Origin of the sequence: Saccharibacillus deserti (assembly GCF_013618475.1) — a bacterium.
GTDB lineage: Bacteria > Bacillota > Bacilli > Paenibacillales > Paenibacillaceae > Saccharibacillus > Saccharibacillus deserti.
Map to the genome: position 1 here is coordinate 528821 of NZ_JABJVN010000002.1, position 21575 is coordinate 550395.

At 56.9% G+C, this 21575-nt stretch carries 20 protein-coding genes; all 20 read left to right on the top strand.

From position 1 onward, the window contains the following. The first annotated feature begins 149 nt into the window (after positions 1–149). The 20 genes from HOP44_RS08385 (at position 150) to HOP44_RS08480 (ending at position 21540) form a co-directional block, all read left to right on the top strand. A complete protein-coding gene (locus tag HOP44_RS08385) occupies positions 150–1124 on the top strand; it encodes a bile acid:sodium symporter family protein (RefSeq protein ID WP_172252355.1) in 975 nt (324 codons plus the stop codon). After that, positions 1121–2923, top strand: coding sequence for a two-component system histidine kinase PnpS (gene pnpS / locus HOP44_RS08390; RefSeq protein ID WP_172252357.1), 1803 nt, complete (start codon positions 1121–1123; stop codon positions 2921–2923). The genes HOP44_RS08385 and pnpS overlap by 4 nt, the downstream gene beginning before the upstream one ends. A 191-nt stretch (positions 2924–3114) precedes the next feature. Further along, the gene (locus tag HOP44_RS08395; protein WP_172252359.1) at positions 3115–3849 is read left to right on the top strand and encodes a response regulator transcription factor; all 735 of its coding nucleotides are present in this window, start codon (positions 3115–3117) and stop codon (positions 3847–3849) included. A gap of 114 nt (positions 3850–3963) precedes the next feature. Then, positions 3964–5151 carry a methyl-accepting chemotaxis protein gene (locus HOP44_RS23000; protein ID WP_172252361.1) on the top strand — a complete coding sequence of 396 codons (1188 nt, stop codon included), beginning with the start codon at positions 3964–3966 and terminating at the stop codon, positions 5149–5151. 118 nt (positions 5152–5269) lie between these two features. Next, a complete protein-coding gene (gene pstB / locus HOP44_RS08405) occupies positions 5270–6025 on the top strand; it encodes a phosphate ABC transporter ATP-binding protein PstB (protein ID WP_172195496.1) in 756 nt (251 codons plus the stop codon). Positions 6026–6051: 26 nt separating this feature from the next. Beyond that, complete coding sequence (gene phoU / locus HOP44_RS08410) at positions 6052–6711, top strand: phosphate signaling complex protein PhoU (RefSeq protein ID WP_172252363.1); 660 nt, start codon at positions 6052–6054, stop codon at positions 6709–6711. 337 nt (positions 6712–7048) lie between these two features. Then, positions 7049–8002: a magnesium transporter CorA family protein gene (locus HOP44_RS08415; protein WP_172252365.1), complete on the top strand. Its 954-nt coding sequence runs from the start codon at positions 7049–7051 to the stop codon at positions 8000–8002. Between the two features lie 133 nt (positions 8003–8135). Then, the gene (polA, locus tag HOP44_RS08420; RefSeq protein ID WP_172252367.1) at positions 8136–10808 is read left to right on the top strand and encodes a DNA polymerase I; all 2673 of its coding nucleotides are present in this window, start codon (positions 8136–8138) and stop codon (positions 10806–10808) included. A gap of 120 nt (positions 10809–10928) precedes the next feature. Further along, complete coding sequence (gene mutM / locus HOP44_RS08425) at positions 10929–11777, top strand: DNA-formamidopyrimidine glycosylase (RefSeq protein ID WP_172252369.1); 849 nt, start codon at positions 10929–10931, stop codon at positions 11775–11777. Further along, positions 11774–12370, top strand: a complete 597-nt coding sequence (coaE, locus tag HOP44_RS08430) for a dephospho-CoA kinase (protein WP_172252371.1) — start codon at positions 11774–11776, stop codon at positions 12368–12370. Before mutM ends, coaE begins: the two co-directional genes overlap by 4 nt. Beyond that, positions 12367–12927, top strand: coding sequence for a lytic transglycosylase domain-containing protein (locus HOP44_RS08435; RefSeq protein WP_172252373.1), 561 nt, complete (start codon positions 12367–12369; stop codon positions 12925–12927). Before coaE ends, HOP44_RS08435 begins: the two co-directional genes overlap by 4 nt. A gap of 55 nt (positions 12928–12982) precedes the next feature. After that, on the top strand, positions 12983–13453 hold the full coding sequence (gene nrdR / locus HOP44_RS08440; protein WP_172252375.1) for a transcriptional regulator NrdR: 471 nt from the start codon (positions 12983–12985) through the stop codon (positions 13451–13453). Positions 13454–13606: 153 nt separating this feature from the next. Beyond that, positions 13607–14581 (top strand): ABC transporter ATP-binding protein, encoded by a 975-nt coding sequence (locus HOP44_RS08445; RefSeq protein ID WP_246369689.1) that lies wholly within the window; start codon positions 13607–13609, stop codon positions 14579–14581. Continuing rightward, positions 14574–15329 carry an ABC transporter permease gene (locus HOP44_RS08450; RefSeq protein WP_172252377.1) on the top strand — a complete coding sequence of 252 codons (756 nt, stop codon included), beginning with the start codon at positions 14574–14576 and terminating at the stop codon, positions 15327–15329. Before HOP44_RS08445 ends, HOP44_RS08450 begins: the two co-directional genes overlap by 8 nt. 71 nt (positions 15330–15400) lie before the next feature. After that, on the top strand, positions 15401–15805 hold the full coding sequence (locus HOP44_RS08455; RefSeq protein WP_172252379.1) for a GntR family transcriptional regulator: 405 nt from the start codon (positions 15401–15403) through the stop codon (positions 15803–15805). After that, positions 15789–16490 carry an ATP-binding cassette domain-containing protein gene (locus HOP44_RS08460; protein ID WP_172252381.1) on the top strand — a complete coding sequence of 234 codons (702 nt, stop codon included), beginning with the start codon at positions 15789–15791 and terminating at the stop codon, positions 16488–16490. Before HOP44_RS08455 ends, HOP44_RS08460 begins: the two co-directional genes overlap by 17 nt. Further along, a complete protein-coding gene (locus HOP44_RS08465; RefSeq protein ID WP_172252383.1) occupies positions 16484–17254 on the top strand; it encodes a hypothetical protein in 771 nt (256 codons plus the stop codon). The genes HOP44_RS08460 and HOP44_RS08465 overlap by 7 nt, the downstream gene beginning before the upstream one ends. Before the next feature lie 390 nt (positions 17255–17644). Then, a complete protein-coding gene (gene rpoD / locus HOP44_RS08470) occupies positions 17645–18535 on the top strand; it encodes an RNA polymerase sigma factor RpoD (RefSeq protein ID WP_172195480.1) in 891 nt (296 codons plus the stop codon). 197 nt (positions 18536–18732) lie between these two features. Then, positions 18733–20406 carry a type 2 periplasmic-binding domain-containing protein gene (locus tag HOP44_RS08475; RefSeq protein WP_216667505.1) on the top strand — a complete coding sequence of 558 codons (1674 nt, stop codon included), beginning with the start codon at positions 18733–18735 and terminating at the stop codon, positions 20404–20406. A gap of 63 nt (positions 20407–20469) precedes the next feature. After that, a complete protein-coding gene (locus tag HOP44_RS08480; RefSeq protein WP_172252385.1) occupies positions 20470–21540 on the top strand; it encodes a glycoside hydrolase family 53 protein in 1071 nt (356 codons plus the stop codon). Positions 21541–21575: the final 35 nt, after the last annotated feature.

Here is a 21575-nt window from a genome sequence, read left to right on the forward strand (position 1 = left end):
ATGCAGGCACCCTTCCTTTTGCGCGTTTCGCGACTTTCGGTCTCTAAACTTTGTGGTAAGATGAAGAAGACACGGTATCCATTATAGCAAACCGGAAAGGAAGGAACGCAAGTGAAAATCGCAGGATTGAAGCGGGAGCGGGAGATCCGATGAGAAACGGGGCTCTGGCGTTCAGCGGTTGGGTAGACCGGAATCTGTTCTGGTTGACTCCCTTCATGCTGGCGGCGGGCCTGGCCTTCTCCAAGCCCCTGCTGCCGCTGGTTCCCTCCATCGCCTATCTGTTCGCCTATATCACGTTTGTGATGGGCGTGGGCTGCGGCCGGGATCATCTCAAGCAGGTGTTCGCCCGTCCGCTGCCGATTGTACTGACGCTGGCGCTGAGCCACCTGGTCGCTCCTGTCGCCGCGTTTGGCCTGGGATGTGCGCTGTTCGGCGCCGATTCGCCGTATACGGTAGGTCTGGTGCTGTTTACCGTCATCCCGCTTGGCGTGTCTTCCGTACTCTGGATCGAGCTGTCCGGAGGCAGCTTGGCACTGGGGCTGGCCATGGTTCTGCTCGACTCGGCGCTCAGTCCGATTGTCGTGCCCGGATTGATCCGGATCTTTTTCGGCGCGGAACTGGGTTTCGATACGATCGGGCTGATGCGGGATCTGCTGCTGATGGTCGTTGTGCCGACGGCGCTTGGGGTCGTCATCTACGAACGTTCCGGCGGAAAGTTCAAACAGCGCGCCGCTCCCGTTCTGCTGCCGATTTCGAAAATCTTTTTTATGCTGGTGATTTTGCTGAATGCGGCGGGGATCGCTCCTTACGCCTATGAGCTTCGCGGCGACCTGGTCTCGGTGGTGCCGGCGGTTCTGGTGCTGGTCGCTCTCGGGTATCTGCTTGGCTATTACGCACCGCTGCTGCTTCGCGAACGCACGCCCGAGCTCTCGGTCACGGTCTCGTTTGCAGCCGGGATGCGCAACAACTCGCTCGGACTGGTTCTCGCCCTCGGTTATTTCTCGCCGCAGGCGGCCGTTCCCGTCGTGCTGGCCATTCTGGTCCAGCAGCCGCTTGCGACCCTGCATCAGTTTGTGTTAAGAAAATTCAAACCGTATCCGCTGAAGGAGAACTTTCACTCATGAAACCATTTCGTTCCCGCCTGACGCTGATTCTGCTGGTGCTTGTCGGCGTTTCGGTGCTGGCCGCCGGCCTGACGATGGCCAAAGTATTTCGGGATTCGCATATTCATTCCCTGGAAGACTATATGGGCCGGGAAATCGCTCTGCTGGAAGAGCTGCTGAAACTGCCTGCCGTTCCGCAAAAAGGCGAGTCGATCGCGCCCCTGTTCAGTATCGAAGCGAAGCGGCTTGCCGATCTGACCGATTCCCGGGTGACTTTTATCTCAAAGGACGGAAGGGTCATCGGCGATTCCCAGAGCGAAGCGGCTTCGATGGACAACCACCTGGATCGCGAAGAAATCCGTACATCCGGTCCGGGCACTCCCGGTCATTCCGTACGGTACAGCCAGACGCTTGGACGGGATATGCTCTATGTGGCGGCCCCGATTGTTTCTTCCGACGGCTTCGAAGGGTATATTCGTCTGTCGATGAGTCTGGGCATCGTGGAGGAAGGGCTGCAGCGGGGCTGGATCATCATGGGCAGCGCGTTGGCCGTCCTGTTCCTGTTCGCCGCCGCGGTCAGCTACCGTCTGGCCAAAGGACTTACCCGCCCGATCGAACATATCATGGATACGGCCAACCGGATCTCCAAACTCGATTACGATGCGAGAGTCGGTCCGATGCGCCGCGACGAGATCGGCCAGTTGGGCGCTTCGATCGACAATATGGCCGACAGTCTTCAGGCGCAGATGCATACGATCCGGGATAATGAGAGCCTGCTGCAAAACGTGCTGGACAATATGACCGGCGGCATTATTATGGTCGACGAAGCGGAGAAAATCGGGCTCGTCAACCGCCAGGCGGAGCGAATGCTCGGGATTCGTTCCGACCGGGTCGTGGGACGCCCCTACGTGGAGCTGAAGCGGTTCTACGAGCTGACCCGTTTTATCGAGGAAGGGCTGCATCGCAAGATGCGGATGCACGACGAATTGACGCTGTTCGTGCCGGAAGAAAGGCTGATTACGCTGGACGGAGTACCGATGACGGTCCGGGACAAGTCGTATCACGGCATGCTGTTTCTGTTCCAGGACATCTCGGATATCCGGCGCCTGGAGCGGATGCGCAGCGAATTTGTGGCGAATGTGTCCCATGAGCTTAAAACGCCGGTCGCCGCGGTCCAGGGTTTTGCCGAGACCCTGCTGGCCGGCGGCGTAAAAGACGAAGACACGGCACGCTCTTTCCTCAAGATCATCTACGACGAAGGAGAGCGGCTGAACCGGCTGATCGGCGATATCCTTGATTTGTCCAAAATCGAATCCCGCCGTATCCAGCTCGATTACGCGCCGGTCCATGTGCTGACGCTGTTCCAGTCGGTCAGCAAGGTGCTGGAAGGAGCTGCCGAACATAAACGGATCGAGATTCGACTGGAGGTGCCGGAAGAGCTGTTTATCGAAGCGGACGAAGATCGGCTGCGGCAAATTTTTATCAACCTGGTCGGCAACGGAATCAGTTATACGCCCGAAGGCGGCCGCGTATCGATCAAAGCGGAAGAATTCGCGGACGGGGAATATGAAGACGAGAGGGTCCGGTTCAGCGTATCGGACAACGGGATCGGAATTCCCAAAAAGGATCTGCCGCGGATCTTCGAGCGCTTCTACCGGGTAGACAAGGCGCGTTCGCGCAGTTCGGGCGGTACGGGGCTTGGGCTGTCGATCGTCAAACATCTGGTGGAACTGCACCGCGGATCGATTTCGGTCGAAAGCGTACTTGGCGTCGGAAGCACTTTTAACGTGGAACTGCCGGTGCTTCAGGAAAATCCTTAATTTTTTACACAGCGTTAACAATGCCATGATATGCTGATGGAGGTCAAAACAAGGCGAGGGCATAAACCTGTCGATTCATGCCGAAAAACGGTGAATCCGCTTGCGGGAATTACACCGGATAAACAAACAAGGCAAGAAAGACAGCGGTCTTGTGCAAGCGCCGCAGGCAAACGAAATGGGGGATCGAGCCAATGGCTAGGAAATTGCTCGTCATCGAAGACGAGCCGACGCTGTCCCGGTTGATTTCTTACAATCTGTCGCAGGACGGTTACGAGGTCGTGCTTGAAGAGCACGGAACGGGCGGGTACGAACGGGCTCGCAGGGAAGCATTCGATTTGATTTTGCTGGATTTGATGCTGCCCGGCATGAGCGGAATCGAAATTCTCGAGAAGCTGCGCGCTTCCGGCGTCAAGACGCCGATCGTGATCCTGACCGCAAAAAATGCGGAAGAAGATATCGTGCTGGGATTGAAACTTGGCGCGGACGATTATGTCACAAAACCGTTTGGCGTATCGGAAATGCTGGCACGCGTCGGGGCGGTCATCAGACGTACCTCCGGCGAAGAATCGGAATACGCGGCTCCCGCCGTGTCCGAGTCGAAGATCAGCCTGGGTGCGCTGACCATTTATCCGGATAAATATGAAGTGACGCTCGGCCAGCAGTCGATCAACCTGCGGCCGAAGGAATTCGAAGTTCTGCTCTATCTGGCGCGCAAACCCGGCGTCGTGATGACCCGCGACGATCTGATGAACGCGGTGTGGGGCTTCGATTATATCGGCGGACAGCGCACGGTTGACGTTCATGTCAGCTCTTTGCGCAAAAAGCTGGAACTTGACCCCGGTTCGGTACATATCGATTCCATCCGAGGTGTCGGCTACAAATTGGTCGTGGCTCAAGCGAAAGCGGACTCCCGTTCTTCCCTGTAAGGGGGGACCGGAGTCCTTTTTTTTGCGCATTTTTACCTCGGCTTAACGGGGCGTTAACATCCGTCAAACGCGGACTAGGTATAATGAAGGAAAAAAGACAGGGGAGAAACGTGAATGCCGGGAGCGGGCACGCTGGAAAAGGAAAGTTTGGGTCTGGAGTCGCAAAAGGTTGCCGAGGAACGGGAAGGACAAGAAGAGGAGCGGCTGCCGTTCGAACAGGAAAGCGGCGGCGAGAACGGACCGCTGCTCTCGGATTACGCCAGGCAGGTTCCGATCATAGGTCCCGAACTGACCTGCTTCGAAGCGCTGCAGGTATTCAAACGGGAACCGGGCGCTCCCTGCATCGTGGTCTGCTCGCCGGATGGACGGCCTCTGCTTCTGCTGATGCGCGATGCTTTCTACCGCAAGCTGACCGGCCGTTTCGCTCCCGAACTGTTCTACGACCGTCCGGTGATGGGAACGTCGGGTACCCTTCCGCTGACGGCCGAATCCGTCATGTGTCCGGCCGAACTGATCGATACCGCGCTGACAAGAGGAGACGAGTCCTTCTCGGATTGTGTGGTTCTGACCCGGCAGGGCCGCTGTGAAGGCGTATTGACCGTGCGCGATCTGATTCGGCTGTCCCGGGATCTGCAGGGACGTTCTGCGCTTGAACGCCAGAAGCAGGTCGCCGGCAGCCGCCGGATGCTGGACGGCGTATCGGGCTCGCTTGCCGAGATCCACGATGCGGCGGGCAGCGTGGTGCGGGAAGCGGAGACCATGAACCGCCGCACTAAGGAAGGCCGACGCGCGCTGTCGGAAGCCGAAACGGCTTTTGCGCAGGCTTCGGAAGCCATTGCGCAGCAGCGCGGTTCGATCGGCAGCCTGGTCGCCTGCGCCCGGGAGATCGCGGAAGCGACAGGTTCGATCCGGGGGATAGCCGGAACCAGTTCGCTGCTGGCGCTGAACGCTTCGATCGAAGCGGCGCGGGCGGGAGAGTCCGGCCGCGGATTTGCCGTGGTGGCCGGAGAAGTCCGGACTTTGGCCGAGTCTACGCGTCTGCTGTCGGACGAGATCGCCGCTCTGTTGGAGCGCATGCATACGCTCAGTCTGAATGCGGCGAGCGGTATGGAGGAGGCCGAGACGCGAATCCGGGGAGCGGCAGACCGGATGGGGGCGGCCGACGAAGAGTTCCTTAAGGTGTCGAGATCGGCCGACGGTTCCGAACAGGGAGGGCGGTTTACTTACGGATTGACGGAAAGCGCCCTGCAGGAGATCGGAGCGGTTCGAGAAACGCTGGAAAACTCGCTCGATTCCGCATAAACAGACGCAATAAGCATGTATCGGACAAATTTTACGCTGCGTTTACAATTCTTCTTAACGTCTTTAACATTCCGGGGCTAAACTGGCTTGAGGAGAACCGCGAAGGAGACTCAGAAGAATGGAACCGATTATTCGTACCGAAAAGCTGGATCTGTATTACGAGCAGTTTCATGCACTCAAGAACGTTAACCTGGATATTCCCGAAAAAGCGGCAACCGCCTTTATCGGACCTTCGGGCTGCGGCAAGTCGACGCTGCTTCGGACGTTGAACCGAATGAACGACCAAATCGCCGGCACCCGGATCGAAGGACTCGTATCGCTCGCGGGCGACGATATTTACGATAAAAACATGGAAGTCGAATCGCTGCGCAAACGTGTCGGCATGGTATTCCAGCAGCCGAATCCGTTTCCGAAGTCCATTTACGAGAACGTGGCTTACGGCCCGCGCCTCAAAGGGATCAGCAAAAAGCAGGAGCTGGACGAGATTGTCGAGGAAAGTCTGAAGCAGGCCGCGCTCTGGGATGAAGTGAAAGATCTGCAGAAGCATTCGGCATTCGGACTGTCCGGCGGACAGCAGCAGCGCCTGTGCATCGCACGCGCTCTTGCGGTCAAACCCGACGTTCTGCTGATGGACGAATCCACTTCCGCGCTCGATCCGATTTCGACGGCGAAGATCGAAGAACTGATCCGCGAAATCAAGCACCGCTACACGATCGTCATGGTGACGCACAATATGCACCAAGCGGCACGTGTGTCCGACAAAACGGTCTTTTTCCTGAACGGCGAAGTCATAGAAGCGGCGGAGACGAAAACTTTATTTTCCACGCCGGAAGATTCGCGCACGGAAGATTACATTTCCGGCCGGTTTGGTTAATCACAAATAAAGGAGGTCGTTTCCATATGGTCCGCAGAACAGATTTTGACATGGGATTGAACCAGCTTCGCGAACTGCTTATCAAGATGGGTACGCGCATGGACGAAGCTTTGAAGGAAGCGGTAGAGTCGCTCAAGACTGCCGATCTGGTCAAGGCGGAAGAAGTAATCCGACGTGACGGAGAGCTTAACGTACTCGAAGAGGAAATTCTGGAACTCGGTTCGCAGCTGATTATCACGCAGCAGCCGGTTGCCAAAGACCTTCGGCGCATTATCGTGGCCTTCAAAATTTCGAGCGACCTGGAGCGGATGGGCGATCTGGCCCGAGATATCGCCAAAGTGACCGTACGCCTGGATGGGCAAACGACGGTCAAGCCGCTGGTGGATATCCCGCATATGGCAGGCATCGCTTCGTCCATGATCTCCGAATCGCTTCGTTCTTACATGGACGAGAATACGGATCTGGCTTACAAAATGGCCAAGGACGACGATGAAGTCGATGAGCTGTACGGCTCCATGCTGCGCGAACTGTACGCCCTGCTGCTTGAAAAGCCTGAAGCGGCACCGCAGATGATGCTGCTCCAGATGGTCGGCCGCTATATCGAGCGGATTGCCGATCACGCGACGAATATCGGCGAGAACGTGGTTTTCCTCGTGACCGGACACCGTCCGGATTTGAATTCCTGATCGTCCCTGCATGCTGTTCCCGTAACTTTGTTCAGGAGGCATCCCCCGCCAATTTTCGAACCTGATCGAAACAAAGTCCGCGTACTGCCCGGAGCGCCGCCGCTCCGGGCATACAAGGGCTTTTTTGCATGTTTGGGGATCGAAAGCCCGGCTTTGCCCAATGCGGCGACAATGTCACGCTTATTTCCCCGTCCGGCTGATCTATCTGATCCTCGCCGCGTTGTCGGTAAGAGGCTGCCGGCGAATGATCCGCGAAACCGCGGAGCGCGATATGGTATGATAATCTGCAGACAGGCCCAAGCCGGGCCGATGCGAAACCAAAAGACGGAGGATGGACATGCGGGAAAACAAAGCGGATAACCGGAGCGAAAACTGGCGCTGGTACCGGTTTCGGGATATACAGGAAGCGTCGGAGCATGCGGACTTCGGAGCTTCGGTGAAAGAATGGCTGACGGAAAGCGTAAGCCGTGTACATAACCGGACGCGTGCCGTTTCGCATCTGCAGGAAGGTCCTGTATTGAGCGGAACGCTGGCGCTTGGCATGAACCCGGAGAAGCAGGGCCGGAGGCTGCTGCTGCATTATTATGTGACGGAACGGCAGCTGATGACGATCGGCTCCCTGGACGAAATGCCGGTCCGGATGAATCTCTCCGGGCTGTACGAAGCGGTAGAGCGCTGCCCGCACCCGGTGGAAGGGCTGCTTACCCTTGCCGGCGAAGTGCTGGAGACCTTTTTTATCAAAGTGGACGAAATCGAAAAGCGGGTCACCGAAGTGGAAGAAGCGATGAGCCGGCGCAACGACAAATTCATGCTCAAACGGATCATCGGCCTGCGCAGCGATCTGACCTACTGGAACTCGCAGGCCGTTCCGGTCAAGGAAATCCGCTTTGCGGCGGAAGAAGTCTTTCACGAAACGCTGGGCGAATCGGGAATTATGCACCGTCTGCAGCTGCGCCTGAACCGGGTCGGCATGCTGCAGAAGGAATACGGCGACGAGATCGATTCGCTGCTGCGGGTCGACGACAATCTGACCAACTACCGTTCGAACGATATCATGAAAGCCCTGACCGTCTATACGGTGATGCTGACTCCGACCACGGCGCTGGGCGCGATCTGGGGCATGAATTTCGAACACATGCCCGAGCTCGGCTGGAAGTGGGGATATGCCGCGTCGCTGCTTTTTATTTTGGGTTCCACGGTGGCGACCTACCTCTGGCTGAAGCGCCGTCAGCTGACCGGCGATCTGCTTCGGATGGATATGCGCAGCGGCAAAGACGACTCCGATTTTTGATCGGGATTGGGCAGCGGCGGGTTTCGGCGCACAGCCGGGCGAACGCAGCGAAAAGACCGAACCCTGTTCGGTTTTTTTGTCGTTTGATGGTATCATATAAATACGAAGATTCCAGCGAAACGAGGTTGCGAAGATGACGAAATTGATGATGCTCGATGGCAACAACCTGATTTATCGCGCTTTCTACGGCATTACCGCTCCGTTGACCACCGCCGACGGCAAACCGACCAACGCCGTATACGGGTTCATGCTGATGCTCACCCGTTTGATTGCGGACGAGAATCCGACACATATCATGGTCGCGTTCGACGCGGGCAAAGTTACTTTCCGGCATGGCGATTATACCGCCTACAAAGCCGGCAGACAGAAGACGCCGCCGGAGCTGTCGGGACAGTTCCCGATGCTCAAGGAATTGATCGATGCGCTCGGCATTGCCCGCTACGAACTGGACAGCTACGAAGCCGACGATATCATCGGAACGCTCGCCGCGAGAGCCGAAAGCGAAGGGATCGATACGGTCATCGTCAGCGGCGACCAGGATATGCTGCAGCTCGCTTCGGAACGGGTCCGCATCAATATGCTCAAAGGCAAAGGTGTCGGCGACGTCGTTTCCTACGGCCCCGAAGAAATCATGGAACGCTACGGACTGAAGCCGCAGCAGATCATCGACCTCAAGGGACTGATGGGCGATACGTCCGACAATATTCCGGGCATTCCCGGCGTCGGCGAGAAGACGGCGCTCAAGTATCTGCATGAATACGGCAGTGTCGAGAGTCTGCTCGAACATACAGCGGATATCAAAGGCAAGATCAAAGAAAAGATCGAAGCCCATGCCGAAGACGCCAGACTCAGCAAGAAGCTTGCGACCATTTTCCGCGAAGTGCCGTTGACCCAGTCGCTGGACGATCTGGCGTTTGAGGGAATCAAGCGTTCGACGGCGGTTCCGGAACTGCAGAAACTTCAGTTCGCGTCGCTGATCGACAAACTCAAATATGCGGCGGACGGTGAAGAAAGCGATCCGTTCTCGGATCCTAAACCCGAAGCGGCGCCGATCGACGTGCGGATTGCCGATGAAGGGAATATGGAGGAGCTGGTGGGATTCCTGCCGCAGATCGATATTCTGCATGTGGAGAGCCGGGGAGACAATCCGCACCATGCGGCCGGAATCGGCTTGATTCTGCATGGGGGCGACCGGTATTATTATCTGCCGTTCGAACGGCTCAAATCGCCGGAAGCCGCTCCGATCGTCGCATGGCTGGCCGACGCGGATGTGCCGAAGACCGGCTACGATCTGCATCGGGCCGACCTTGTGCTGCATTGGCACGGCGTACCGTTCGCGGGCGCGTCGTTCGACGTGCAGCTGGCCGCCTATCTGATCGATCCGACGGAGACGGCGCAGAACGTCAGCGGGCTTGCCGCCAAGTACGAACTGCCTGCCCTGACCGACGACGAACAGGTCTTCGGCCGCGGAGCGCGGTTTGCCCTGCCGGACGAGCAGACGCTGAGCATGCATCTTGCGCGCAAAGCGGAAGCGATCGCGGCGATCGTGCCGAAGCAGCGCGAGCTGCTGGAAGAATACGAGATGAACGGCTTGTTCTACGATCTGGAGATGCCGCTGTCGCGTATTCTGGCCGATATGGAAAAGCAGGGAATCACGGTCAATCCGGAAGACCTGCGTGCGCTCGGCCGGGAGTTCGAAGAAGAAATCGCCCGGTTGACGACGGAGATCTACCAGATGGCGGGGACGGAATTCAATATCAATTCGCCCAAGCAGCTCGGGGAGATTCTGTTCGAGAAAATGGGACTGCCATCCGGCAAAAAAACCAAAACCGGTTATTCCACCGACGCCAAAGTGCTGGAGGAACTGGCCGGACACAGCGACATCGTGCGCCTGATCCTGCACTACCGCCAGGTCTCCAAACTGCAGTCGACTTATATCGAAGGGCTGCTCAAGGAAATTCGCGAAGAGACGGGCAAGGTCCATACCTACTTCCGTCAGGCGCTTACCGCGACCGGCCGGCTGAGCAGCCAGTTCCCGAATCTGCAAAATATTCCGATCCGGCTCGAAGAAGGACGCAAGATCCGCAAAGCGTTCGTCCCTTCCCAGCCGGGCTGGAGCATCCTGGCCGCCGACTACTCGCAGATCGAACTGCGCGTGCTCGCCCATATTTCCGACGATGAACGCTTGAAAGATGCTTTCCTGCACGATGCGGATATCCATACCCGTACCGCGATGGACGTTTTCGGCGTATCCGCCGAAGAAGTCGACTCCAACATGCGCCGTTCGGCCAAAGCGGTCAACTTCGGGATCGTCTACGGGATCAGCGATTACGGGCTGTCCCAGAACCTGGGCATTTCGCGCAAAAAAGCCGGCGATTTTATCGATCAGTATTTTACCGTCTTCGGCGGAGTGCAGAAATACATGCACGATATCGTCGAACAGGCGAAGTTGGACGGCTATGTCAAAACCCTGCTCGAACGCCGGCGCTATCTGCCCGAGATCCGTTCGTCGAGCTTCAACCTGCGTTCTTTCGCCGAGCGCACGGCCATGAATACGCCGATCCAGGGCACGGCCGCCGATATCATCAAGCTGGCGATGGTCAAAGTCGATCACGAATTGTCGTCGCGCGGACTCAAGAGCCGCATGCTGCTTCAGGTCCATGACGAATTGGTATTCGAAGTGCCGGAAGACGAAATGGAACTGATGAAAACTCTTGTACCCGAAACGATGGCCCGGGCGCTGCAGCTGGCCGTTCCGCTCAAAGCGGACGTGAGCTTCGGTTCCAACTGGTACGAAGCCAAGTAACCCGTTTTGCAGGCTGCGTTTTCGCGGCGCTTCAAATCCGGTATAATCAAACGGGAACTTCTGCATAAGCCCTCCCGGCCCGATTCGGCCGGGACGAGGCGGGAAAGGTGAGTACGCGCTATGCCCGAATTACCCGAAGTCGAAACCGTCAGACGGACTTTAAATACATTGATCGCAGGCAAACAAATCCAGCGGGTAACCGTCTCCCTGCCGCGTATCGTGCGCCGCCCGGAAGACCCGCTGCTGTTCGCGGCGCTGCTCGAGGGGCAGACGATCCGCGGCATCGAGCGCAGCGGCAAGTTCCTGCGCTTCAATCTGGACGGATGGGTGATCGTTTCCCATCTGCGGATGGAAGGCCGATACGGCCTCTATGACTCGGACGATCCGGTCGAGAAGCACACGCATGTCATTTTCCATTTTACCGACGGAACGGAACTTCGTTATCGCGACGTCCGGCAGTTCGGCACGATGGATCTGCTGCCTTCCGGCGAAGAGTTTGCGGGAGCGCCTCTGCACAAGTTGGGGCTTGAACCGCTGGCGCCGGAATTTACGGCCCAGGCGCTTGGCGCCAAACTCGCAGGCAAAAAGACCCGGCTCAAAACGGTACTGCTCAATCAGGAAGTGGTCGCCGGAATCGGGAATATTTATGTCGACGAAACGCTGTTCCGTGCGGGACTTCATCCCGAACGTGCGGCGGGAAGTCTGAGTTCTGAGGAACTCGAGCGGCTGCACCGGTGCATAGTGGATATTCTCACCGAAGCGGTTGCGGCGGGGGGATCCTCGGTCAAGTCGTACGTGAACGGCCAGGGCGAGTCGGGCTCCTTCCAGGATCAGCACCGGATCTACGGACGCAAAGGGCAGCCCTGCCATAACTGCGGCACTCCGATCGAACGGATGGTCGTGGGCGGCCGCGGCACGCATTACTGCCCGGAATGCCAACGTCCCGGACAAGGAGGGGACGAAGCATGAGGATCGGACTGACCGGCGGGATCGCCACGGGCAAGAGCACCGTATCGAAACTGCTCGAAGCCCGGGGCGTGCGGATTGTGGACGCCGATGTGATTGCTCGCGAAGTGATGAACCCGGGACAGCCGCTGCTTGCCGCCGTCGCCCGGCGGTTCGGAAGCGAATTTCTGCTGCCGGACGGCGGGCTGGACCGCCGCCGGATGGCCGAGCATATATTCAACCGGCCGGAAGAGCGGCAGGCGCTTAACGCGATCGTGCATCCGGCGATCCGCGCGGAGATCCGGCGGCAGGTCGAAGCCTGCGAAGCCGCCGATCCCGAAGCGGTCGTAGCGGCCGATATTCCGCTGCTGTACGAATCGGGGCTGGAAGAGCTGTACGAGCAGATCGTGGTGGTCTATGTGCCGCGCGAAGTTCAGCTTGCCCGTCTGATGCTGCGCGACGGACTGTCGCCGGAGCAGGCCGAAGGACGGCTGAATGCCCAGCTCGATATCGAAGACAAGAAGCGCAGGGCCGACTGGGTGATCGACAATTCAGGATCGCCGGAAGAAACGGAGCGCCAAGTCGATCTGCTGCTGAAGAATCTGGGGCCGCGATGAGAATGTGGAAAAAAAGATTCGCGCTGCCTTTGTTTCTGCTCGTACTGGCCGCCCTGTTCTGGAACAGCGGCTGGATGGCCTGGGTGTATCCGATCGGCTACAAAGAAGATATTCGCGAGCAGTCCGAATCGTACGACATCGATCCGTTTCTGATCGCTTCGATCATTCGCGTCGAGACGAACTTCAAGCCGAGCAAAGAATCCAGAGTCGGTGCGCTGGGCATTATGCAGTTGATGCCGGATACGGCAAACTGGGCAATCGAGCAGGGGCGTCTGCCGCAGGCGACACCCGAGCGGATCAAGCATGAACCGGACACGAACATCCGGATCGGCACCTGGTATCTGCGCAATTTGTCCGATCAGTTCGGCGAGAACCGTCTGGCGGTCGTAGCCGCCTACAACGCCGGGCCCGGCAACGTGAAGAAATGGATAAGGGAAGGGACCTGGGACGGAACGCTGGAAGACGTACGCAGCATTCCGATCGGGGAGACCCGGCACTATATACAGCGGGTCGTTTATTATTATAATCAGTATACGAAAGTTTACGAGACGTTCTGAACCGGAGGAAGAGGCGCGCGGCGCCTTGGCTGCCGATAGAAGGGAAGTGAAGAGATTGAAATGTCCTTATTGCGATTACAGCGGTACCCGAGTGTTGGATTCAAGACCGGCTAACGAAAATAAGTCGATCCGCAGAAGGCGCGAATGCGAAAGCTGCGGCCGCAGGTTCACGACGTTCGAGATGGTGGAAGAAACGCCGCTGATTGTCATCAAAAAAGACGGCAGCCGCGAGGAATTCAGTCGGGACAAGATTCTGCGGGGCCTGATTCGCGCCTGCGAGAAGCGTCCGGTATCCGTCGAGCAGCTGGAGACGATCGTTTCCCGCGTCGAACGCTCGCTGCGCAATACGGCGGTCGCCGAAGTCGAGAGCCGGGGCATCGGCGAACAGGTGATGCAGGAGCTGTATCCGGTGGACGAGGTTGCCTATGTGCGCTTTGCCTCCGTATACCGGCAGTTCAAGGATATCAATATGTTCATGAAAGAACTCAAGACGCTGCTGTCCAGAGACGGCGGTCTGGAACGGTAAACAGCCGCGCGATCCGGCTCATGCCTATTTTTCGAAACGTCTGTTTTTCTCTCGAGGGAGAAGCAGACGTTTTTTGTTTTGCAAAAAAGGTTTACAAGTTGTGTGTTTGTGTGTACTATTTAAGTATAACACTAGTACATGGAGGTTGAGCACATGACTTTGACGCAGCGAAATATGTCACAGGAGACGGAGCGCGCCGATGGGGCCGAAACCGTCCTGCAGTTGGAAAACCTGACCAAGCGGATCGGCCGAAAAACGATTGTAGACCATCTCTCGTTCGAAGTGAAGCAGGGCGAAATCGTAGGTCTGCTCGGTCCCAACGGAGCGGGCAAGACGACGGCGATCCGGATGATGACCGGTCTGATTCGGATAAGCGGCGGCGACGTGCGGATTGCGGGCAAAAGTATCCGCGCTCAATTCAAGGAAGCGATCGTGCATGTCGGCGGAATTATCGAGAACCCGGAATTTTATCCGTACATGAGCGGTTTCGACAATCTGAAGCAGGCGGCCCGGATGACCGATTCGGTGACCGATACCCGTATCCGGGAAGTGATCGCGCTGCTTGGACTAGAGGAAGCCCAGTACAAGAAAGTCAAAACCTACTCGCTGGGGATGCGGCAGCGGCTCGGCATCGCCCAGGCTCTGCTTGATCGGCCCAAGCTGCTTATTCTGGACGAACCGACAAACGGGCTCGACCCGGCAGGCATTCGCGAAATGCGGGATTATCTCAAGCAAATCGCTTGTTCCGAAAGGATTGCCATCCTCGTGTCCAGCCATCTGCTGTCGGAGATCGAGCAGATGTGCAGCCGCGTCGTCGTGATCCAAAACGGCAGGTTGGTGACGGAGCAGTCGGTCCGGCACCGGACAGACTCGCAGCAGCCCGCAATCCGGATTCGGGTAGACAAGCCGGAACAAGCGCAGGAAGCGCTCCGGACGCTGGGACAGGTTCAAGTGCAGGAAGTTCGCGAAGCGGAATCCGAGCTGCTCTGCCGGGTATCCGATACCGATATCCCCGGTATGATCGATACGCTGCGGCTTGCCGGCGTTGCCGTGTACCGGATCACCGAAACAACCAAATCGCTGGAAGACGAATTCCTGCAGTGGACGGGAGGCAGCCAAATTGCGTAATTTCACAAGATTGATCCAGAACGAATGGCTGAAGCTGACGAAAAAAAGAAGTTTTTGGGTACCGGTGGCGATGTTGGCCGCGATTTCGGTCTTGGTGACGGTCATGCTGTACAAGTTTTCGACGAATGTCGCAGAGGTAGACTCGGCTGCGCAGTATCTGGCCTCCATGCTCGGCGCTTCGGGGCTGGGCCAGTTTGCGGCAATCTTGGCGGTTGTCGGGACAGCCGGAATAGTCGCCCAGGAATATTCGCAGGGAACCATCAAGTTTCTGCTGATCCGCTCGCGCAGCCGGGGAGAGATTCTGGCTTCGAAATACATCGCGGCGGCCGGCTATACGCTGATGATGACGCTGGTAGCGGGCGTATCGCTGTATGCCGCGGGCGGATTCGCGTTCGGCTTCGGAGGTACGGGTGCGCAGTGGGCGGATGCCTTGCAATCGGGGATATACGGGTTCGTTTATTCGCTCGTGTACGTAACGCTAAGCTTTATGATGGGGGCGCTGACGCGCTCGACCGGCGTGGCGATCGGGGCGGGACTTATGGGCAGCATGTTCGGCGGAATCGTCATTTTCAAAGACTTTTATAAATACTTCCTGTTTCCGAATGCGGATCTTACGATTTATGAGAAGGTGGGACCGCCTCTGCCCGGCATGTCAATCGGGTTCTCGTTGACCGTCCTGGGGGTGTACATGGCGCTGTTTCTGGCCGCAGGGTATACTGGATTCAAACGCCGCGACGTGGCCGGATAAGGAACGATCGCGGCAGCAGCGGGCGCAGGGCTAGGAGCGCACCGGCAGCGGGAAAGGTGTGAACGTCAGACGTGACTATCGAATTCGACAACAATATGCCGATCTATCTGCAGATTATGAACTATATCAAACTGCAGATCGTAACCGGTAAACTCGGCCCCGGCGAGAAGATTCCTTCCGTACGCGAACTGGCTTCCGAACTGAAGATCAACCCGAATACGATTCAGCGAACGTTTCAGGAACTGGAGCGCGAAGGGGTGGCGGAGAGCCGCAGAGGACTGGGACGGTTTGTGACAAGCGAGGATGAGAAGATCATGACGATCAAAAAGGAAATGGCGGCCGATCTGCTGGAGCGGTTTATCGGCGGAATGCGGGAGCTGGGGTTCGACAACAGAAACATTGTGAAGATCGTGTCCGATTCAGTAGAAGACGGACCGCGGGAAACGGAGGGGAATCAAAGTGGACCAACTGCTTGAGCTGGATTCGGTCAATAAACGCTACGGAAAAAAAGCGGCGCTGAAAGACGTCTCGCTGTCTGTCGGCCCCGGCCGCATCATCGGTCTGCTCGGCAGCAACGGCAGCGGCAAATCGACGCTGCTGCGGATCGCGGCCGGGCTGCTGGTACCCGAGTCGGGCAGCGTGCGGATCCAGGGCCGGCGTCCCGGACCGGGTTCCAAAGCGCTTGTATCGTTTATGCCGGATCGCCCGCAATTCGAATCGTGGATGACCGTAGGCGATGCGCTCGATTTCCAGCGGGATTTCTTCGCCGATTTCGACGTCGACAAATCAAAGCGAATTCTGGAGTTTATGAGACTGTCCCGTGCGGAGAAGACCCTGTCTTTGTCCAAAGGCATGCAGGAACGGCTGCAGCTTGCTTTGGCGCTGTCGCGCCGGGCTTCCTTGTATCTGCTGGACGAACCGATCGGCGGCGTCGATCCGGTGGCCCGGGATCATATCCTGGATGCGCTGGTGGAGTTTTACGAAGAAGACAGCAGTGTGATCGTATCGACCCATCTGATCGCCGATATCGAACGGATCTTCGACGAAGTGCTGATGATCCGGGAAGGAAGTCTGATCCTGCAGGAAGAGGTGGAACAGATTCGTCTGAATTCCGGCAAAAGTATCGATCAGCTGTTCAAGGAGGTCTATGCCGAATGCTGAAATTGTTGAAGTACGATCTGAAGCGCGATTCCTTCATGCTGCTCGGAGCGGCCGCGGCCGTGGTTCTGCTGCAGCTGTGCGTGGAAATCGGCGGCAGGTACTGGGAAATGGGCACCGGTGTCCGCTTCGTATTGAGCATGTTGACGTATATGTTGACGGCTGTCCTGGTCCTGGTTGCAGCGTGCCGGAGTTTTCGCGAAAACATTCGCTTATCCAGCCGCCGGCTTCTTCCTCTGGGCAGTCTGAATTATATCGGCTCGTCGGCTCTGTACACCCTATTGAACGGCTTGGTGTTGATGCTGCTTGTAAGCCTGCAATTTTTGTATTATCGGCAGAGCGGACTTTTACACGAGATTCAACATTTCGGCAAGCTCGATATAAGCGGTGTGAATATGTATAATCCTGCTGCATGGACGGTTTTCCTGGCTGTTTTGACCTTCTTGTGGTCGGTGGTCCTGCTGCTGTCTGTATTGTTTCTGGTCATTTCCGTGATGGAAAGCCTGCAGGTCAAAGCCAAAGGGTTGATCGGGATTCTGCTCTTTTTTGCGATCGGCTCGGTTATGTCCTGGATCGAGGAAGCTTTTTTCGGCGGAGGAGGCAGCCAGGCGATTCCGAGATTGCAAGTGCAAAGTCAATCTTCGCTTACGATGCAGGTGCGGGGGTTGGATGCGGGATGGGGAGCTTTTCTGTTCGAGCTTGCCGTCATGGCAGGGTTCGTCTGGCTGACCGTCCGGTTGATCGACCGCCGGGTACGGATTGCCTGACGCCGCGTGTTCAAACGGCGTCCTATATTCAAATAAACGCGCTTCGAGGTCCGTATGGACTTCGAAGCGCGTTTTGGGTTTGCGGGAAAAGCGATTTGGCGGCTGCCGGACAAGCTGTATCCGCGCATGCGTCCGATTGAACGGAGGCGGGGAAGGGTAAGCGTCTAATGTAAACGAATGAAATAAAAAACATCTTTCGCGGTTGATTTTCACCGAAAAAGATGTTATACTAATAGCTGTCCGTAATTTAGCTGTTTATAAACAAATATATTAAAATCATAGCACGGATTGATTTTATTGTCAAATAATATTTGCGATGAATATGTGGGGATAAAACCCCGAAGAGCAGAGAATCAGACCTCAATTTCTATTGGGAAGGGGAAAATATATATGGATCGAAACATTGAAACCGAAACCGCCCAGATTCCGGAAGAAGCCGTTCTCACCGGTGCCGGAAGCGACGACTCCGTACGCATGTACCTAAAAGAGATCGGGCGTACGCCCCTTCTGTCCGCGAACGAAGAAATTTCCCTTGCGGAACGCATCGTACAGGGAGACGAAGAAGCAAAGCGCAGATTGGCGGAAGCGAACCTTCGTCTCGTGGTCAGTATCGCCCGCCGTTACGTAGGCCGCGGCATGATGCTGCTCGACCTGATTCAGGAAGGCAATATGGGCCTCATCAAAGCCGTAGAGAAATTCGACCATACGAAAGGCTTCAAGTTCAGTACGTATGCGACCTGGTGGATTCGCCAGGCGATCACCCGCGCGCTGGCCGACCAGGCCAGAACGATCCGGATTCCGGTGCATATGGTCGAAACGATGAACAAGTTTATGCGCGTATCGCGTCAGATGCTGCAGGAACTGGGACGCGAACCTTCGGTCGAAGAACTTGCCAAAGCGATGGAGATGACCGAGGAGAAAATCCGCGATATCATGAAGATTGCCCAGGATCCGGTCTCGATCGAGACGCCGATCGGCGACGAGCAGGATTCCAAGCTCGGCGATTTTATCGAAGACAAAGAAGCGATCGCTCCTTCGAAGTTTGCGGAAGCCGGTCTGCTGCGCGAGCAGTTGGAAGAAGTGCTCGACACGCTGACCGAACGCGAGGAAAACGTGCTTCGTCTGCGTTTCGGTCTCCAGGACGGCCGTGCCCGTACGCTGGAAGAAGTCGGCAAGGAATTCGGCGTAACCCGCGAACGGATTCGTCAGATCGAAGCCAAAGCGCTGCGCAAGCTGAGACACCCGAGCCGCAGCAAGATCCTCAAAGGTTACTTGGAGTAGTCTTCGGACCGCTTCCGATTCGGCAGGCACAGGCAAGACCGGGACGAGCCGTCCCGGTCTTTTTGTGTGTCCGGAAGTCCGGGAGCCGCAAGAAGGTTGCGAAAGGTGCAGAAATGTTGGAGATGTGACATAGGCCAAGGAGCGGCAGCGCATCTACAATAAAAAGGAAAGGATTTCAATTTCGGGGAGGGAAAGAGTTGGGAAAAGGAAAATGGGGAATCAAAGTGGGCTTACTCGCGCTGTGCGCCGGGCTGGTGCTGAGCGGATGCGGGGGAGCCGGCGGAGAAAAAGCGGCGGGAAGCGCGGATACGCCGATTATTGAAAACGCATACAAAGAAAAGTACGAGCCGCCCGTTCCGATTACGACCGCTTGGGGTATCAATCCGATCGCCAAATTCAAGAACGGCGAGAGTATCGAGAACAGCGTAGCGACCCAATGGGCCAAAGAGAAATTCGGCATCGACATCAAGTCGCTGTGGTCCGTTACCGATACGAACGGGGCTTTTGTGACCAAAATGAGGTTAGCCATGTCTTCGGGTCAGGAAATGCCGGAGATCGTAACGGTTGGCGACGAACTGCTGGCGCAGGATCTGATCGACTCCGGCATGTATCAGGAAGTCGGACCGCTGTTCGATAAATATGCGTCCGACACCTGGAAAGCCGCGATGGCGCAGGATCCGAACATCTGGAACTCCTACAGCCGCGACGGCAAAAAAATGGGGATTCCGATTCTCGATTATGCGTACAACAACGATTATCTGCTCTGGATTCGCCAGGACTGGCTGGACAAGCTGAAGCTTGAAGCTCCGAAGACCCTGAGCGAGCTGGAGACCGTCATGGAAGCGTTCAAGAACAACAATCCCGACGGTCTGGCACCCGATGAGGTCATCCCGCTCAGTCTAGGCTTCAAGACTTCGATGAATACCTGGATGGGCGATCCCTCCTGGATCTTCGGCGCTTACGGTACGCTGCCGCAGCAGTGGAATATCGGCGCGGACGGCAAGCTGGAATACGGTTCGGCCAATCCGGCAATGAAGCAGGGGCTGACCAAACTGAACGAATGGCTGGGCAAAGGCTATATTCCGCAGGAAGCGGCGCTGTGGGACGAGAACAAAACGGCGGAGCCGGCGGTGGCCGGAACGGCCGGCATCATTCCCGGACCTTACTGGATGAGCGGCTGGCCGCTTCAGGATACCGCCAAAAATGTCCCGGATGCGGTCTGGAAACCGATCGCGATTCCGACCGGCCCGGACGGCACGGCAATGCGGCACGGCACCAAATACTCCAACGGCGTTATTTTGATCAAAAAAGACATGCGGCATCCCGAAGCGTTCTTCACCTACCAGAATTATCTGTTCGACAACTATGCGGACCCCAAACCGGGCAGTCCGTACGATTACGGCCTGTTCGAAGGCTACGACTACCAGCTTGACGAGAAAGGCCAACCGATTCCGGGCGAGAAAATCGACGGCGGTTATGTCAATGTCACCTTGTATCTGCTGGTACACGACGGCGCACGGATTCCGGATGCCCAGATGAAAGCGCTGATGAATCTGGCCGACGGCAAAGAACCGGTAACCAAGCTTGAGAAAGATGTAGCGCTCAACTATGGCCCGGAAACCCCGGCGGCGGCGAAAGTGCTGCTGAGCCAAGAAGAGATTTCCCGCAAAAATCAATTTACCGGACCGACCACCGAAACGATGAAGTCCAGACTCGATTACCTGAACAAGATGGAAAATCAGGTATTCAACGAAATTATTTACGGGAAAAGCCCGATCGACGCTTTCGATACGTTTGCCGAATCGTGGAAATCCGGCGGCGGCGGCAAGATCACCGCGGAAGTCAACGCCTGGTATGACAGCGTCAAGTAATTCCGCAAGCCCTGCCCCGAAAAGCATACAGCTGAATCCGGTACACAAGAATGGAGGACTTACATGTTGACTGCCCGAAAGGCGACATTTATTACGGGAATGGATCTTTCTTTTATGGATGAAATCGAACACGGAGGCGGACGTTATTACGATGCGTCGGGCCGGGAAAGGGAGCTGCTCGAACTGCTTGGGGAAAAAGGCGTCAACGCCGTACGCCTGCGGATCTGGAACGATCCGGCGGGCGGATTCTGCAACCTGGAGCGCACACTTGCCGTCGCCCGGAGGATCAAACGGCAGGGTATGGGCTTTTTGCTCGATTTTCATTATTCCGATAAATGGGCCGATCCGGCCAACCAATGGAAACCCGCGGCATGGGAGAGTTTGCCCGACGAAGAGCTGGGTCAGGCGGTCTACGATTATACGGCGGAAGTGCTGGATGCGCTCAAGCAGGTCGATGCCCTGCCGGATACGGTACAGGTCGGCAACGAGATTACGCCGGGGATGCTGTGGAACGAAGCACGCGTCGACGGCGACGGGTTCGATACGGATGAGCAGTGGAGCCGGTTCGCCGGATTGGTCAAACGAGGCATCGAAGCGGTGCGGGCGGCAAGCCCGGACATCGCGGTCATGATCCATATCGACCGGGGCGGCGACAACGCCTCCAGCCGGAAGTTCTTCGACCGGTTCGCGGAACTCGGCGTCGAGTACGATGTGATCGGCCAATCTTTTTATCCCTGGTGGCATGGCACCCTGGAAGATCTGCGCGGCAATCTGCACGACCTCGCCCGGCGTTACGGCAAGCCGATCAACGTGGTGGAGACCGCCTATCCCTGGACGCTGGAAGAGCCGGAAGGTTCGAAGTGGGTCATGAACGGCAGGGAAAAGCTGCTGCCGCTGCCGGAGTACCCGGCTTCCGTCGAGGGCCAGCGGCGTTACCTGGAAGAGCTGATGGCGATCGTGCGCGAAGTGCCGGGCGGCTTGGGCGAAGGTTTCTATTATTGGGAACCCGCATGGATTCCGTCACAGCAGGAATGGTCGGTCGGCCATCCGAACAATTGGGCCAATCTGACCCTATTCGATTTTGAAGGCCGGGCGCTGGCATCGCTGGACGCTTTGAAGCGGCCGGCGAGATAAGAAGGGTGCGTAATGATCGATGTCCAATAACGGGC